Below are 17,516 nucleotides of genomic sequence, written 5' to 3'. Positions count from 1 at the left end.
CCTTTTATTACGTAACCTTCTTCACAATAAAAAATTCACAATATTCATATACATTCATTTCGAATTACCATATGATTAAGATAGAAATGGATTCAAAGACAAAGTTTGAATTGGAGGTGATAACAGTGAGTACACCCATATATGTTGATCCGCTAATCGATTTAACCAGCCAAAAGACAGTGTCCATCATTATCCAATTTAAAACTAAATTAGCAAGGTTAGCCGTTCTAGATGCACAAGCAAATGGACAGACATTATCGTTAGAACAGGCTCAAAAAGCTGTAGATGACGCCCATATACGTTTTTATAATGAAATGGAAACATTGTTAGATGCAGTCCCTTACACGATAACCCGATCATTTAAAATCGCCTACAATGGCGTGGCCATGGAGCTTCCCGCTAACGAAATTAACCGGTTGTTAAAGTCAACAGAAATTTCTTCAATACACGCTGACAAAGAAATTCGACTTAATCCCCCTACAATGCCGTTCGGACAGATGTAAGGAACAAACGTGCAAGCGCCTAGATGCTAAATCTCGACGTGATAACTTATCAACCGTTCGGTATTGTATAATTTCCTAGGCAATAAAATAGGCGCATGAACAAATTCATGCGCCCCTCACTAAACTATCCCCAACAACTCCTTTAGTCATTACTTGTTCGGTTTAAGACCTACCGATTTGTAAGAATTCGTTCAATCCCTTACCTGTCAATAACCGGAATCTTCCGACGTCAAGTTATCCATCATTTTATAATCATATTTTTGTAATGGTTTTTCTGCAGGACCTTCAATCACTTCCCCTGTATATGCAAATCTAGAGCCGTGACACGGGCAATCCCAGGTTCGATCTCCGCTGTTCCACTCCACTTCGCATCCAATATGCGTACAGGTTGTATCAACGATATGCAGTTCACCCTTATCATCTTTGTAAGCACCTTTTCGATGCCCATCCAGCGTAATAACGGCACCTTCCCCGTTCGATAAATCTTCGGGTGTTGTTTTTGGTGAATCAAGCTTTCCTTTAATTAATTGACCCACGACGTTTGCGTTCTCCACTAGGAAGTTTTTCAAACTTGGGTGTGCATAAAAACGGGAGGGAGTAAATAACTTTTGAAAGGCATTCTGATTACCTACAATCATATCTCGAAACAGCAGCGCAGCTGCGGTTCCATTTGTCATTCCCCATTTTCGATAACCTGTTGCAATGAGAATATTCGGTTGTCCGGACGTTAATTCACCGATGTAGGGCAGTTTATCCAACGTGGTAAGGTCCTGTGCTGACCAACGATAGATAATATCATCCAGTCCAAAAACCTCTTCCCCGAAAGCCTCCAATGCTTTGTAATGCTCCATCGTATCGATCCCTTGACCCGTCTTATGATTTTCACCCACGATTAGTACAACTTCCTCCCCGTTTATCGTTACAGATCGAAGGGAACGCGTTGGTTCATCGGCACTAATATAGATGCCGCCCGGATACTTTTTCTTTGTTTTGACAGCTAACGCGTACGAACGGTCCGCATACATTCTTGTAGAATATAGCCCCAATCCTTCATAGAACGGGAAGTGAGAGCAAGCTAATACGTGTTTGCCGGTAACACGAGCCCCGTCCCGGGTCAGAACAACCGGTTGTTCTCCTGTCTCGATATTCACTGCCGTTGTATTCTCAAAGATCAATCCTCCTTTTTCCACAATTAGCTGGATTAAGTGAGTAAGATATTTCGTAGGGTGAAATTGCGCTTGATTTTTCATGACAAGTGCATTTTGGATAGCTATATCAAACGGAATACGATCAACTAACTCCCCTTCAATCCCAATCTTTTTATAGGCTTCTGCTTCCTTGTCAATCTTGCGTGCAAATTTCTCGGTAGTGGCGTATATGTACGCGTCTTGCATGCTAAACTCACAATCGATATTATGTTGCTCGACCGTTTCTTTGATAAACTTCAGTGCTTCCATATTTGCTTCATAATACAAACGTGCATTACTTCTTCCAATGTTATGAATAAATTCATCGTAGATTAAATCATGTTGTGCGGTGATTTTTGCGGTTGTGTGCCCTGTTGTTCCATTTAACACTTTCCCCGCTTCAATGATGGCCACTTTCAAGCCTTCATTGATTAACAGATAAGCAGATGTAATTCCCGAAATACCAGCCCCCACAATCACAACGTCTACCTCTACATCCTCTTTTAAACTTGGAAATTCCGGAAAGTCAATATTCGTTCGCCAATAGGACTCTGGATCCCGCGGCAACTTGCCATTCTCGTGATTTTGATGAGTCAATATAATTCCTCCATGTGCTTCTATGATATCCACAGGATTCCCATTCACCACCGGACAATATACATTTGATTGTCGAAATACAGGAACTCATCCTCACATCGCAATTTAAAAATCCCCCATGACAAAATAAAATTTGCCACAGGGGATCTTACGCACCTTATTTAACTATTTCATTCCCAGCTTTTAATCAATGCATCAGCACTCGCTAGTAATGCTTTATAAGCTTTGTCAGAAATCAGTTTACTCTCTTTCTGATGATCGATTAACACTTTAAAGCTCTTCATGTGTTTGACTAATTTGTCAGCAGCTTCTTGTTTTTCGTACTGAGCGACTGCAGTCAAATGCGTTTTCAAAGCACGTGCTGTTTGCGCGTTCTTGAATTCGCCGTCTTTTTCGAAGCTCTCCACAAGTGCTTGTATCGAAGCAACATTTACGTCTAGTGCATTTTCTACTAATCCAGCAATCGCTGCTTCTAATGCCGCAATCGCCGTTGCCAGCTGTTCTTCTGTTTTAATAGATTCCAACGCTAATTCTGCTGCAGTAATAGCTTCCTGCAATGCTTGGTAAGAATCTGCTGTGTACGCTCCGTCTTCATTATTGATTGCTTTTGCTTGTGCGATTAATTGTTCCAATTCAGTTACATCAACGCCTGGTTCAGTCTCGTTATATGGAAGATACTCAAATGCATCTACCATAATAATAGAATGGCTTGCACTAGGGTTTTTCGTACCTTTTGAAACAATCTTAATCGTATGCGTACCTTTCGATAAACCTGTGTTCTCATATAGAACTTGTTGTTTCATCGTTGAAGGGGCATACCCATCAATATCTGCCTCAACCAATTCACCATCGATATAGACATCTAGTTTACCGTGATTTTTTTGCTTCGCACTGATGAACTTGATAGCTGTACCTTTAAATGTGAATTCTGCTGTAGCACCTTGTTGCTCACTGAATGTTTCCGTAGTTTTATAGTTACCAGAATCACTATATGGTGCCCAAGTGCCTGTGTAAACAACTTGTGCGTCACGATCGTCGACCTTAATCGGCTCTAACGGAATTTCAACGCTTGAAGTAATTTTATATTGCTGTCCAGCTACCGTTTCAAATGTGATGACATCTCCATCTACTTTATAAGAAACAGGTTTCTTGCTATCTACATGAATTACTTTAATAGCATCTTGTTGTGTAAAATCTTCATATTTCACTTTCGCGGTATTCCCTTGTTTAGAGGTGATAATCGCTTCCCGTAGCATTGTAGCCTCCCAAGTCATTTCTACATCGAAACCTCCCCTAGCTACAAGTCCTTTCACATTTCCGTTAGCCCAAGCGTCCGATAAAGCAGGTAGTAAATCAATGCTTCCTGTGTGACTTTGCAAGAGCATTTCTGCAATTCCTGACGTTGCACCAAAGTTACCATCAATTTGGAATGGTGGATGCGTATCAAATAAGTTATCTAGTGTACTACCTTTTAATTGCTCGCCTAATAATTTATGTGCGCGATTGCCATCCAGCATACGTGCCCATAGGTTAATTTTGTTTGCCTTACTCCAGCCTGTCCCACCGTCTCCACGACTATTTAGCGTAACCCTAGCCGCATTAAACAACTCCGGTGTATCCACATTATTGATAAGTGTACCCGGGTATAAGCCGATTAAGTGAGAAATATGTCTATGCTGGTCATTCGGATTATCGATATCATCTTTCCATTCTTGCACTTGCCCCCAGCTTCCAACCTTTGGCATCATAAGCCTGTCTCTTGCCGCGCTAACCTCATTACGGAATTCTTCATCTACATCCAGCACTTCACTTGCTTTAATATATTGTGTGAATAATTCCCACACTAATTCTTGATCATAAGAAGCTCCGATTGCCACGTCCCCTTGCTCAGGTGAATACGATGGAGAAGAAACAAGCTCTCCTTTATATTCCACAAGGTACTTCATCCAGAACTGTGTCGTTTCTTTAATAATATCGTATACTTTGTCTTCTAATAACTCTTTATCGCCACTAAATGCATAATGATCCCACACTTGTTGAACCATGAATGCATTCGCTGCAGGTGACCAGCCCCAATAGAAATTCGAGCCTGGTGCTGTATAACCAAATGGATTGTTTACGGTGTGAATAGCCCAGCCATCCCCTTCGATTCCGTGATGTCTTTTAGCTGTTTCACGTCCTGGTTCTCTTAGTGAATCAATGTAATCAATATAAGGAGTATCTGTTTCAGCTAAGTTCACAACCTCAGAAGGCCAATAGTTCATCTGTACGTTAATATTTGTATGGTAATCACTATTCCATGGTGGGTTATTTACCTGATTCCACACACCTTGTAGATTGGCAGGAAGCGATCCTTCACGGGAAGAAGCTACCAGTAAATAGCGGCCATATTGGAAGAACAGTGATTCTAGACTTCTTTTTTCCATATCTGTTGCCGTTGTCTTATATTTGCTCAACAATTCATTGGTAGGGATTTGAGGCGTTTCACTGTCTAGATCCAGTGATACACGATCAAATAACTCCTTGTAATCTTCCAAATGAGAAGCACGTAGCTCTTCAAATGTCTTGTTAGCTGCTGCTGTCATGTTTTCTTCAACAATACTTTTCGGTGTTCTATCGCTCTTATAGGTTGGGTAGTTATTTTCGTAATCGGTAGCTGCTGTTAATAAGATTGTGACAGCATGAGCTCCTTTCACCGAAAGTTTGCCCGAGCTAGCAGTTACTTCGCCGCCCTCATTTTGTACTTTCAACTGAGCTTCGTATCCCATTTTGTTACTAGGGACTTGCCCACTTAACACTAATGTATTATTCCCTTCAGCAGTGACAGCATTCCCTGGCTGTGCACCCGTCACGCGGACATCAAAGTTTAACGGCTGATTGCCATCCTTTGTTGTCAAACGCATAACCATCACTTTATCTGGGTAACTGATAAAATACTCACGGTTATATTGAACATCATCTGACATGTAAGTTACTCTTGCCATCGCATCCTCTAAATCCAACTCACGGCGATAATTTGAAAAAGTTTTTTCTTCGATCTTTGCACCGATCATTTCAGCCTCAGCTAATTGAATCTTCTTACCATCACGGCTTTCGAGGTCGAATTTATAAAAATTATACGCTGTATCGTTTGTGAATTTATAAGATTTCGTTAATTTACGAGATGCAAATGCTTCATTTGATCTTGTATCTAACACAGTCCATTCCTTACCATCATTGGATCCTTTTAATGTCCAATTTTTAGGATCGCGATCTGGCGCATCGTTACCCGATGTGAAGGTATATTCGCTAATCACTTGCGCCTCACTATATTCCCATTGAACCCAAAAAGGTGCAGCATAGTCCCCTGAGTACCATTTCGTATCTTTCGACCCATCTGTAAGTTTTTCAATTCCTTCACCGTAAGCCGCATTTCCAACATTTGACGTTACTTTGACAGTTGACAGTTCATCAAAGTCTAGAAAAACATCACCAAATGCCTGGAAAGCACCGAAAGAACTATCCCCAGCTCCCATATTTCCCGTAATGCGGCCCAATAATTGTTTTGCCTCATTCGTTTTATCTGCTAGCAATAATGCTCTGATTTGGTCAACATATTGCTGTGCACCCTCTTGAATCCCGGAATCATAATTCTTATCTGCTCCTGGTCCACCACTCCATAATGTCTTTTCGTTAAATTGAATATGTTCTTGCCCTACACCACCAAACACCATACCACCCATATGGCCGTTCCCTATAGGCAATGCTTGTCTTTCCCAATTCGTTGCAGGCTCACGATACCACAGTGACAGATCATGGTCAGGCGCAGGGGCAAGACCATCTTTGTTAGATTTATCCGCTGCCTGAACTTGCATACCTTTCCCTCCAAATAAAGGCGATGCGAAACTTAAAAACATTGAGAAAACCAGCATAATGGATAATAAGACCGAAGTTCCTGTCGTTAATTCCTTCTTCCAACTTTTCGTACTCATGTTGCCAGACCCCTTTCAAATCATGATTTTCTTTGCATTAGTTTCGTAAAAAAATCCCCACTTACGACAAGTTATATTTTTCACAAGGGGTTCCTAGATGTCCATATTGTCGTTTTTCCCTTCTTATTCATTTGTTTCACCTCCCTTAAATGTTTGTTTGTCGTAGCACTTTCTAACAGTTATTAAAGGATATAGCATCTTGCTGATTGATTATCATTTTAATGGAGGAAGCGCTTTCATTCATACGCTCTCAAAAGGTATTTAGTAGTGTCGAAACAGGCTGTTAAATCACATCTCTGCGCGGAAAATCTAGTAGTAAATGTAATATAACATAAATCAACCAGATTTATCTGTTATTTTGTTGATTTATTTCTGAATAATACAAATTGATAGTTAAGTATCAACTCTTCACTTTAAAGCAGGAGAATTATACTAGTAAATTTATGTACTATTACACTATCATTAAGAGATAATCAGATACTAAAAGAGATTAGAAGCACAATAGGGTACCATATCGTAAAACAACTCGGTATTAAAGGAATTCCTATCCCCTTACCTGAAGCAAATCATACAATCTAATCTGTTGTTTTGTTGATTTATTTCTGAATTGACGAATCCTAGTGTCTTCCTTGTTATCCCGAAGCCACATTTCAGGACTTTCTTTTGTCTATCGTACAGAGTCCGGCAGACATATATAAACACCCCCTTGCAAAATGCCTGATTACGGCGCAAGAGGGTGTTTGAAGTAGATTACCTATTAAATTGTTACGACCACTTTTGGATCACTGCAGCTGCGCTTTCCACTAAAGCGTTATAAGCTTTGTCAGAAATCAGTTTACTCGCCTTCTGATTATCTAATAACACTTTAAAGCTCTTCATGTGTTTAACAACTTTGTCAGCTGTTTCTTGCTTTTCGTACTGCGCTACCGCAGTCAAATGCGTCTTTAAAGAACGGGCAGTTTGTGCATTCTCAAACTCTCCGTCTTTCTCAAAGCTTTCAACAAGTATCTTCATATCCCCTGCATTATTTACTGGAGGTGTCCCCTCACCATCACCGTCTCCATCTTTCTTAACAGCAATGATTTCGTAGATTTGAGGTTTCACTGCGCCCCCCCACTCGATTTTAACTTCTAGTACATGTTCGTACGCTGACGTGTCAATCGCGTTAAATGATTGGGATAACTTCCCGACATTGTGCCAACCCTTTTGATCTCTCACAGAAACCTCTGCGTTTGAGATTACTGCAGGACTTTGCAACACAAGTACTTCGCTTAGTTTCGTAGTAGTTGATAGCTTATAGTTCATGTAACCTGGACTTGGATCCCCTTTTGGCATGTAAAATGTCGATAATTTATGGTCAATTGCTTGAATCGCCTCATTGCCAAGATCTCCGATTGGATTTGCCTTTAGAGCTGGGTTCTCTGTGCCTGGTTTTTCTAAGCCTTCGTTCACGATGATTTCGTTAAGCGCCATCCACACATTGTTCGTTTTAGTGGAAATCAGTCGCACATATCTTGCTTGCTGATTATCTACTTGGACGCGCTTATAACGATATGGAACTTCATGGTCTGGGAAGTTTAGTGCTCTATCGCCTGGATTCGCAAACGTGTGAATCGTCTCCCACACTTTTCCGTCTTTTGATAGTTGTAAATCCCCTTCTCTGAAATAATCTCCTTCTCCATCGCCAATGACTACAGCTACATTTTCAACATTGATAAGACCACCCATGTCAACTTGTACATACTTTCCAGCATCTTGCATGCCGCCAAACCATACTTTGTTTGTTAGTTTTCCATCATATACTTCTTCCAGTTTCCCTTGATAGACACTTCCGTAGTTGTGACTAACCACTGGATCAAGAAACTTGCTTGTCTGGATGGATAGTTCAGTCAAATCAAATGTCACTGATTGCTTTGTTTTATTGATCAACCTAACATAAGCGGCATTTGGAAAAGCACCTCCAATTGCGACTTCTTGCCATTCCACTCCATTTTCCGAAGACTCCAACGTAAGACCTGTAGCAGTACTATCCAATTCAATTCCAACGATTTGTTCAATAGAGGACAGTTGAATCCCAATATACTGTGAAGGTTGTAATGTTACGTTAGTCAGGTTTGTAATAGATGCTGTAACTTCTTGAGTCGTTACAGGCGTTTCCTTCAACTTCGCTACATTTGTATAGATCCCTGTTTTCCCGCTATTCGCGTTAATCGTAAACTCTCTAATTGCTGTCCATAGGTCTGGTTTTCCACCAGGAACCCCAGCATGTGTCAAACGATATCGAACATAGCGTGCTTCAATAGCCAACTCTTTCACATCAATCAGGTAACCAGATCGCTCATCACCAATCGCCGTCCAGTTTTCCATATCAGCGGAATACTCCAACACACCTTTTTGGAAAATATCATGGTCAGTATTATTTCGACCTTGTAGGATACGAATATCATTAACCTTGATCGATTTCCCTAGGTCAATGCCATACCAATCTCCGTTTTTTTGATTTGTCTGTATATAGACAAGCGTACTGTCATCTCCATCGATGATGTTGCCCCAATCTGCCTGTAAACCATATGATGTGATTGGACTTGGTACAATCGCTTCCGGGTCTATGGATGTATAGATTTGTGCATCCAATTTAGTAATTAATTCATTTGCAAAAGGTACTAATCTCTTTGCTCCAGCTTCCACTGTGACATCAGGGTATGCTAGCTTTTTAATGGTATGTGTTTTTGATTCCGCCATTTCACTTGTCGCAATGGCCAGATTCTCCCACGCTGCATCTACATTCCCACTTTGCAATGATTTTGCTGATAGAACGGCACGTTTACCTGCCTCAGCAACGTTCTTCAAACTTCTTAACCACGGTTCAATTTCCTTCACTAGTTCTTCATTTTGACTCTCTTCTCTAATAACGTTTATAGCATTTAATACATCATCAAATTCAGCGATTAATGTATTGCCGACTTCTTCAACTGACTCTCCCGCCGTAAATCGGTCCAAAAATAGTTTCAGCTCTTCTTTAATATTTTCAGACTCACCTACAACAAGTCCATGTCCACTTGGCGATGGATCGCTTAGGTGGTATGCAACCGTATTTAGTTCTGCAGCCACTTCAGGTTCGACATACTTAAATGAATCCAACCAGCTCTGATTATCATTAAAGTCATCGACATTCCATGTGAAATCGGCGACTGCGAATAATGCGATTTTAGATAACTGCGCTTGTACCATTGGATTGGAAACAATCCCTGAAATATTCTTTGTTCCAGGTTGTAATACTTCACCTTTTCCTAGCAATAATCGTGAGTCCTTGTAATCATTCACAGGCCAATTTAACCATACATAAGGATCCCTGCCATGAGCATCTTTTGGCCATTGCATATCTTGCGGATTAACAGTTCCAACAACGCTTCGACCAGTCCACATGATTTCTACATTTTCAGGTACATTAGCAAGCGCTTCCAAATATGGTCTACCCGTTGCTCCAGTCCATCCTTGATTGTAAAACGGAGGCGTGTAAACGAGTGACTTCACATCTCCCTTAGCTGCAATCCAATTTGCAATATCTGTTATTAACCGAACGTGCTTGTCTTTATCTGTTAATGATTGTGCCGTGCTGATATCATCCATGAATAATCCAAACTGACGAACACCAATACCGTACAGTTGATCTAGTTTAGCCAACAACGTATTTAACTCCGCATCATAGTTGTTCCAGTTGATCATATTAAATCCTGGATGAATGGCCCATACAAATTGTGTTTTTGACTCATGACCAACATCGACGAGTTCCTTAAGCTTCGCCAGCTCATCTTCTGGATATAATGTTCTCCACGCCGAGTTATGATACTTGTCATCCTTAGGTCCAAATATATAAGAATTCATCTTGAATTCTCCACCGAACTGCATGAGGCTTTTGCGATTTTCATGTGACCATGGGAATCCGTAGAATCCTTCAATGAATCCGCGCCACTTTGTATCCGCATAATCCTCATACATTACGGATTTTAACTCTTTACCAGCAGATTGGTCGAAAATCATCTTCAAGCTTGCCAATGCATAATAAGCCGAATCTGTGTCTCCACCAAGAATAGCAATCGTTCCTTTTTGCTCTAGTTCACTATCCATTCGCAGAACATATGGATCGATTTCATTGAAATTAGCCTCATCATACTCGATATGTTCTTTGAAATAGCTATCCACATACTCATTTGAATTCCTTGTACCTATGATGATATTTGTCTTATCCGCTACAACAGTCTCGGACTGCGTGATTTGGATTGATTTTGATTCAAGGATTTTAGTAAGAAAATTCATCGTCGATTCGTCAATCGTTCCTTCACGAACGACATTCACTTCATCGGTTAGTGAAAAGTCAGTCCCCAAATAATTTTCATTTTGCGGTAAAGGATAGATTTCATAATGCTTATTCTTCTCGGAATCTACTGATTGTGCACTGACCTTCTCAACAGTAAAGTTTGTCAAACCTAAAAAATTACTCACTGCTAACATGACCGCTAATGCCAAAATACTGATTTTTTTAACCATCATACTACCCCTTCACCCATTCGTATTTTTTAGTACCCCATATTCAGAATGAGCCGAGTAATTTTTCACAAAATTACTCGGCTCATTTATTCGTATGAAATTCATTCCTATAAGTTAATTAAGATAACTAACTTATGGGCGATGAAGAACCTTATCGCTCTTCACCCTCGCCTTGTGTTGCTGTAAATGTCCATTCTAGTTGTAGTGAATCCCCTTGGAATTGGTTTTGGTCCTTTTTGTTATCAACGAATTCGAAGATCACCATTAGGTCATCACTATCCCCCGCCTCGAGGCCGCTACCAAAAATAGGAATGTCACTATTCTCAGCTACCAAATCAGGTGTCATTGCTTGTAGCTCTGCTAATGTCGTTTCATAAACGACTTCATTGAGCTTATCCGCATTATAGATCATCTCTACTTTGATATGCTCAGCAAAGTCTTCCGTATTATCGCCATCTGCGTCAGTCACCTTAACAGCTGTCGTTAAAAGTACCTTATCAATGTCTAATGTTCCATTGTTTTCAAGTTCGAAAGTGCGAGTGATTGTGTCACCAGGTTTAAGATTATCTACATTAATAATTTCTGAAGGATTAAGTGCCAAATCAAGCGTACCTGCTGCGAAAGTATTGTTGCTTACCTCCGAGTCACTAAAATAAGCATATGTTCCCCCGCCAATTAAAGCTACTCCGAGTACTGCAGACATAAAGCCAAGTCCAACTTGTTTTTTAATATTCATTAGAAATTCCCCCTGTGTTATATGGTCTTCCCATATAGATTTGTGTATTTTTCCCCTTAGAACGGTACTTCCCTACAAACCCTGGTAAAGCTTCCCCTGACTCAATGGTTGTCACCTATCCACATTCCCCCTTCCAAAATATCACTCCTACACTTCTAACAACTCAGAATCCTATCATGAAGAAGTAGTCTTCCCTTCTTCATCCCCCTTACGAGTGATTTCAAAACCAGATAGCGCCTTCTTTACCGTAAATAGGGAGTAAAGGAGAAGTAAAAAACCTGCGCCGATGATGACCAGTGCTCCATTTTTGGACTGCATAAAGCTTAAAGCATAACCAACATAAGGAACTGTGAAGCCTGTATATTCAGCAGTAACATTTTTTGGTAGAACCGGACTCAAATCCGGCCCGTCATTGTTATCACCTTTTGTTTGATAAGATAGACTGTCCCCACTCTGAATCACTTCAGTAACTCTGTGTGTGATTAACCTTTTTTCTTCATCACGAAACGTAATGACGTCACCTTTGTTAAATCTACTCATATCGCCGCCTAACTTAACCGCAATGATTGAGCCTGTTTGAATATCAGGTTCCATCGATCCAGATAAAACGACTTTTAGCTGATAACCTAATAAACTCGGTTCACCGTTGGATGCTTTTGATGCAAAAACAAGAACCAATGCGCCTATCAATAAAGTAAATAGTATAAATGATGCAATATTATTCAGTCGTTTCATTGTTTTTCCTTCACGCTTTTCTTTCAATTTGTACGTCCCCCTTCAGTTGGTTGTTCTTCCATGTCCTTTTCGTCTGGACTTTGTGATTGGTCTATAGTGGGTTTAGTATCTTGCTCTCCAGTCGTAGGAGTGTCCCCCATCTCTTCCTCTTTGTTTTTTTCTGGGACTTTTTCAAAATCCTTGTTATCTTCGTCTTTATCCTGCTCTGGAATACAGTCGGATTGAACCGGACGCTTGTCTTTATTTTGCCCTTGAATGCCGTACTCTCCATCCTTATTTTGTTCCTTAAGACAAATTAACTTCCCGGGTTCCTCACCTTTGTCTGTTTCCGGCTCCGTTGGTGAAACACTTTCATTACTTACTTCTTCCTCTTCTTCTACACAAGTGACTGTTATTACCCCACTTGTTACACTTGGTTGCACAATTTCGTCGTTATCATATGTTGGTCTTTGGTGGGCTACAAAAACATAATCTCCTGGAGTATCGGCAGTATATAAAAGTGTAGCCGTTTCCCCTGCCCCAATAATCTCGATTTCCATTTCTTCATCGGAAACACGATTACCTTCAAGTAAGACATCTTCTTCTAAAAATACTTGATGCACTTCATATTTAGAGGGACCGTACATGGCGAATAGTGAATCGTTTTTAATTTCTACTGCCAGTTCCACTGGTTCACATTGATTGATCAGTTGATTTTCAGTACTGTTAAATACTAAGGAGCTCCCGTCCCACCACTCACCTGCCTGGATTACTTGCTCGTCCACACGTGCATTTGTAAATTGAGCTTCAGTATATGAGGTTAAATAAATAACTGCAAAGTAACTAAAATAACAGATGGCCAAAATCTTAACCATCAACACATGTTTCCTAATATTTTTCATCTTTTCTAATTTACTTTTTTGCATGCAGCACACTCCCGACATATAAATTTTAGAAAACCATTCGGACGTTATCTTGCTAGTTTAGGAAACTAGTGAAATAAGCGATATAGCAACAAATATATAGGAGTATCTATACTAAACAACAGATGTAATATAACATAAAAAACCAGTAAATAGTCTTCTGTTTACACAATATTAATCTAAATTGTTCAAATTGATAGAAAAGTTGCATTCCAATAAACTTCTATAGGTGAATAGATCCAGTTTCCGAACGCCAAATTTTCCACTCATCATTCAGTAATATAGCACTAAAGGAGACCCCCATCTTTGGATGAGTCTCCTCTAGTGTTTGGCCGTATAAGTTACGTGTATAGTTGCTATGACTTCTATACGATTACCGAGATATTTGGGTGTGTAGGGATGCAACAATGTCGCATCCCTACACACTTTTTTCGGTAATCATATGGTGGTCCTCATCCGTCACTCTCCTAAAGCACAGGTACTCGAAGTGCTGAAACTTTTTAGGATGAAAGAAAAGTAGGCTTCTTACCGGAAGAAAAGCCGCCAAAGATACAATTTTGGCGGCTGAAGCTTTATCTATGCTTTTTTTCTATTTATATTAAAGAAATATCACTTTCTATAAGACATCACAGGAGTAGGAATTGTAGTGCATTCCTCTTTTGATTAGATGCATACTCTTTTCTAAAAGTAAGAAAGGAAAGCATTGTACAGTAGACTAGAGTGCCCGAAATTGTATCTTCGGGCACTTACAAACTCTATAGAAAGTCATCTATTCTTTTCTTTCAAAGCAGTTGCATTTTTCATTCAAACATGCAAGTAAATGGTTAATCAACAGACCTGCTTATTTATTTTTTACCGTCTAAATATCGATTCAACCGTTCGAGCATGGACCAGACTTCTTGCCTGGTAATTTGTCGACGAGGATAAGTTCCATCTGAAATACCGCTTGCCTTCACAAAATCTTGTGCCGATTGGAATGACTTATCAGCACGCGCATTTTTTTCTTTGTCCTCCACGTTGTGCTCCTCCTTTGGGGGTGTATTTAATTCGTTCAGCCGTTTCTCAATTTGCTCTCTAACTGACTGCATGCGACCTTCATCAATGATCCGGTGGGGACAATTTTTCCCGCTCCAATCACGATGCCACTTTACTCGATCAATTGCCCAGCCTTGTTGTTTGAGTAAGTGAGCAATATAGTCAACAGCATTTGCTTCTGCCGCCTTATACTTCGCTCCGCCAGACTTTGAGTAGCAAATTTCAATGCCGATTGATTTGCGATTTCCATCGCCATTACCGTCCCCCGCATGCCAGCCATTACGGTTGAAAGGAATAGCTTGTACAGCGTACTGATCGTCGATGGCCACATGGTACGATGTAGCATCTTTGTTGCTTGTCATATAAGCTATCTCATTGAGAGCCGTTGCATCATTGAATGTATTGTGGAGAGTAACGTATTCTGGTGTCATCGGGTAGGTTGCTTTGAGGGGATAGAGGGATGTCGAAATATACTTGTTGATGATACTATATGTCATACGTTTCACCTACTTTCCAACTAAAGCCTTATTATCTCATTAGACAATAAGGCCTTGTTTTTTAGTATATGGCGTAACATAGACAACCCCTATGACAATGCCACAAAATAATGGGATATAATTGTACAGTAGTCATTCCATCCAAAGCGATCCAAACATACTATTCACGAAACATATTTTAAAAAGCCGGGCCAAAATATCGTAGTACACGATATTTTGACCCGGCTATCTTAAATTATCTATATAAATTGAACTAAAGAATCCTACCAACAACGCTCGGCGCTTGGGGATTAGGTGAAAATCATAAGTTCAACATATATTTAGTTCTTTGTTGGATTATTAATTCGCAGATTTTCATCATTAGCTCTGGCTAAAAATATGGCAAAATCTGCTCGAATAATGCTTAACTTCGTACCGAATGTACCATCCACCATGCCTTGGGCAATTCCTTTGGATATCAGCGCTTTTTCTGCACTAGCAGTTGTATTCCCATCGCTCAAGTCGAACGCCCTGCTAATCATCAGCGCCATTTCGCCTCGTGTTATTTTTTCATTGGGCTTAAATGTTCCATTTTTATAGCCCGATAAGATTTTGTTATCTACTGCAGATTGTATATAACCCGATGCAAACATATTCGCACTGACATCTTTAAATGAAGTGGTTCGTTTTGTTCCATCCAGGTGTAGAGCACGTCCAATCATAGCAGCAGCTTCGCCACGTGTAACGTGTTGATTGGGATTAAAATATCCTTTTAGATCGCCGGACGTAATCCCCTCTTGGGCCAAGTACGTAATTTCCTTAAACGCACGGTGTTGGGCGCTAATATCTTTGAATAAGATTGGCGCTTCTGGTTTAATTTCGATTTCAGGTTCTTTTTCGTCTTCTTCTACATTACCGTTTTCTGTGACAACATAGGCATCTTTACTTTCCACACCTGTCGCCGATACTGCTGTAATTCCGTACGTATAGGATTTACTTGAATTCGCTGTTTTATCTACAAATACCGTACTTCCTTTTGTATTATAGACAACATCTACTATGTTGCGCGGGTCTTGATATGAACCTACCTTATTTCCTTCAAAACGGTAAATAATATATTTTCTTGGTTGTTGACTAGATTCATCTTTGATGTCTAACCTTGTCCCCGCTGCCTCTTTGGTCGCTTGCACCGCTGTTGGTATTGAAGGTTGCACTGCGTTTTTCCAAGCAGTTGCTGGTGTTACAGCTGTATAATTATAAAGTTGTTGCTTTAGAATCGTTGCATAACCAAGCGTATTCTTTTGTATGCTTCTTAGGGAGAAGTGCATTTGACCTTGCACATTTCCATCAGCCCTATTGGTGATGACTTGATTGGGTAGCTCCATTTTATTATTCCATGCTTTATCCGAGTCGCTACCAACTTTATAATCAGCCATGCCAATATAAAGATTAATAGGATGAACGTTAGCGTACGTCGCTACCTCCCGGCTCCACCAATCTACTAACGTCGTATACTTGGCAACCGACAACGTTTTAGACCAGTAAATTTGAGGCGTAATATAATCGATGCTACCGTCCTTCATCCATTGTCTTGTATCAGCATATAAATCATCATAATTATTGACGCCTGCTTTTGTATCACTACCCGTTGGATCTAACGATTTATTGCGCCAAACACCGAAGGGCGAAATTCCAAATTGCACATGAGATTTAGTCTCTTTAATGGTTGAATAGATATTTTTCACCAGTTGATTGACATTATTGCGACGCCAATCGTCAATTTTTTTATAAGACGTTCCGTATTGTTTGAATGCCGCCTGATCTGGGAAAGCTTCATTTTTTATTTTATAAGGATAAAAATAATCATCCATATGAACGGCATCAATATCATAATTCGCGACTAATTCTTTGACCGTAGCTAGTAAATAGTCTTGTACTTCTGGTAAACCTGGATTTAAATAATATTGTTTCCCGTATTTAACAACCCACTCAGGGTTCGTACGTGCTACATTATCAGGAGCCAAACTGCTTAATGCTTGTCCAGGCATAGTCACGCGGTAAGGGTTGACCCATGCATGTAGCTCCATCCCACGGTTATGCGCCTCTTCCGTCATAATGAGTAGTGGATCATAGCCAGGGTCTGTTCCTTGTTTTTTCCCCGTAATATAAGATGACCACGGAGCCAATTTTGAAGGATAGAAAGCATCGTTCGTTGGTTTTACTTGATAAATAACTGCATTGAATTGATCAGCTTTCAATTGATCCAATGTTTGACGTACCCAAGTAGTATATTGAGCTTTCGTCATCCCAGCTTTCATATCAATATTGGTGACGGTTGCAATCCAAGCTGCGCGCATTTCATGCTTCGGCACGGCATCACTTGCTGCTTTAGTTGGTACTGGAAAGATGGACGTCAATAAAACTAGTGTCAACACTGCTGACATAATCCATCTACCTAACTCTTTTTTCTTCATTTCTTAAACATCCTCCCGCAACTCTCATTCAATCAATTTATCTAAAAGCATACCAAATTTTATTGAAAAACAAAAACGAATCCCTGACTTTTTTCAAAGTGTTTGAGATTCGTAGATTAAATATGTAAATATACAAAATTCCATTGCATCATTTCCGGCCCGCTTTCGGCGAACTATTCATGACAGATCTACCGAGGGGGCCCTGTTGCGATTAGTTGCCTGTCGCGTACCTACAATGTTCAAAAGAAAAAAGCGGTGACTTTGTAAGTAAAGAATAGATGACTTTCTATTGTGATGATAAGTGCCCGAAGATACAATTTCGGGCACTCTAGTACTTTGTACAATGCGTTTC

Annotated in this window: 9 protein-coding genes; 1 reads left to right on the top strand and 8 read right to left on the bottom strand. The window is 40.1% G+C overall.

The features are described 5' to 3' along the window. The first annotated feature begins 125 nt into the window (after positions 1-125). Positions 126-503 (top strand): protease inhibitor I9 family protein, encoded by a 378-nt coding sequence (locus ACIQ0H_RS00975; protein WP_403409614.1) that lies wholly within the window; start codon positions 126-128, stop codon positions 501-503. 206 nt (positions 504-709) lie between these two features. Here the strand turns inward: ACIQ0H_RS00975 and ACIQ0H_RS00970 are convergent, their stop codons facing one another. The 8 genes from ACIQ0H_RS00970 to ACIQ0H_RS00935 form a co-directional block, all read right to left on the bottom strand. Beyond that, the gene (locus ACIQ0H_RS00970; protein WP_403409612.1) at positions 710-2,287 is read right to left on the bottom strand and encodes an FAD-dependent oxidoreductase; all 1,578 of its coding nucleotides are present in this window, start codon (positions 2,285-2,287) and stop codon (positions 710-712) included. A 170-nt stretch (positions 2,288-2,457) separates the two neighbouring features. Continuing rightward, complete coding sequence (locus ACIQ0H_RS00965; protein WP_403409609.1) at positions 2,458-6,258, bottom strand: glycosyl hydrolase family 95 catalytic domain-containing protein; 3,801 nt, start codon at positions 6,256-6,258, stop codon at positions 2,458-2,460. A gap of 765 nt (positions 6,259-7,023) precedes the next feature. Next, entirely contained in the window at positions 7,024-10,806 is a 3,783-nt protein-coding gene (locus tag ACIQ0H_RS00960; protein WP_403409605.1) for a glycoside hydrolase family 84 protein, read from the bottom strand. Positions 10,807-10,957: 151 nt separating this feature from the next. Further along, a complete protein-coding gene (locus ACIQ0H_RS00955) occupies positions 10,958-11,542 on the bottom strand; it encodes a TasA family protein (protein WP_403409603.1) in 585 nt (194 codons plus the stop codon). A 174-nt stretch (positions 11,543-11,716) separates the two neighbouring features. After that, positions 11,717-12,304: a signal peptidase I SipW gene (sipW, locus tag ACIQ0H_RS00950; RefSeq protein ID WP_403409600.1), complete on the bottom strand. Its 588-nt coding sequence runs from the start codon at positions 12,302-12,304 to the stop codon at positions 11,717-11,719. Next, on the bottom strand, positions 12,301-13,182 hold the full coding sequence (gene tapA, locus ACIQ0H_RS00945) for an amyloid fiber anchoring/assembly protein TapA (protein WP_403409598.1): 882 nt from the start codon (positions 13,180-13,182) through the stop codon (positions 12,301-12,303). Before tapA ends, sipW begins: the two co-directional genes overlap by 4 nt. An 842-nt stretch (positions 13,183-14,024) precedes the next feature. Continuing rightward, positions 14,025-14,711: a peptidoglycan recognition protein family protein gene (locus ACIQ0H_RS00940; protein ID WP_403409595.1), complete on the bottom strand. Its 687-nt coding sequence runs from the start codon at positions 14,709-14,711 to the stop codon at positions 14,025-14,027. A gap of 320 nt (positions 14,712-15,031) precedes the next feature. Further along, positions 15,032-17,164, bottom strand: coding sequence for a family 10 glycosylhydrolase (locus tag ACIQ0H_RS00935; RefSeq protein ID WP_403409593.1), 2,133 nt, complete (start codon positions 17,162-17,164; stop codon positions 15,032-15,034). Between the last annotated feature and the right edge of the window lie 352 nt (positions 17,165-17,516).

It is taken from the genome of Sporosarcina sp. NPDC096371 (assembly GCF_044762865.1).
Lineage (GTDB): Bacteria > Bacillota > Bacilli > Bacillales_A > Planococcaceae > Sporosarcina.
Note: the sequence above shows the minus strand (reverse complement) of the source record. Positions and strands in the feature narration are given on the sequence as shown.

What these genes read in the sequence shown, in the direction of transcription:
- ACIQ0H_RS00965 (WP_403409609.1), bottom strand. Translation starts at nt 6,258, where the DNA reads ATGAGTACGAAAAGTTGGAAGAAGGAATTAACGACAGGAACTTCGGTC.
- ACIQ0H_RS00960 (WP_403409605.1), bottom strand. Translation starts at nt 10,806, where the DNA reads ATGGTTAAAAAAATCAGTATTTTGGCATTAGCGGTCATGTTAGCAGTG.
- ACIQ0H_RS00955 (WP_403409603.1), bottom strand. Translation starts at nt 11,542, where the DNA reads ATGAATATTAAAAAACAAGTTGGACTTGGCTTTATGTCTGCAGTACTC.
- tapA (WP_403409598.1), bottom strand. Translation starts at nt 13,182, where the DNA reads ATGCAAAAAAGTAAATTAGAAAAGATGAAAAATATTAGGAAACATGTG.
- ACIQ0H_RS00940 (WP_403409595.1), bottom strand. Translation starts at nt 14,711, where the DNA reads ATGACATATAGTATCATCAACAAGTATATTTCGACATCCCTCTATCCC.
- ACIQ0H_RS00935 (WP_403409593.1), bottom strand. Translation starts at nt 17,164, where the DNA reads ATGAAGAAAAAAGAGTTAGGTAGATGGATTATGTCAGCAGTGTTGACA.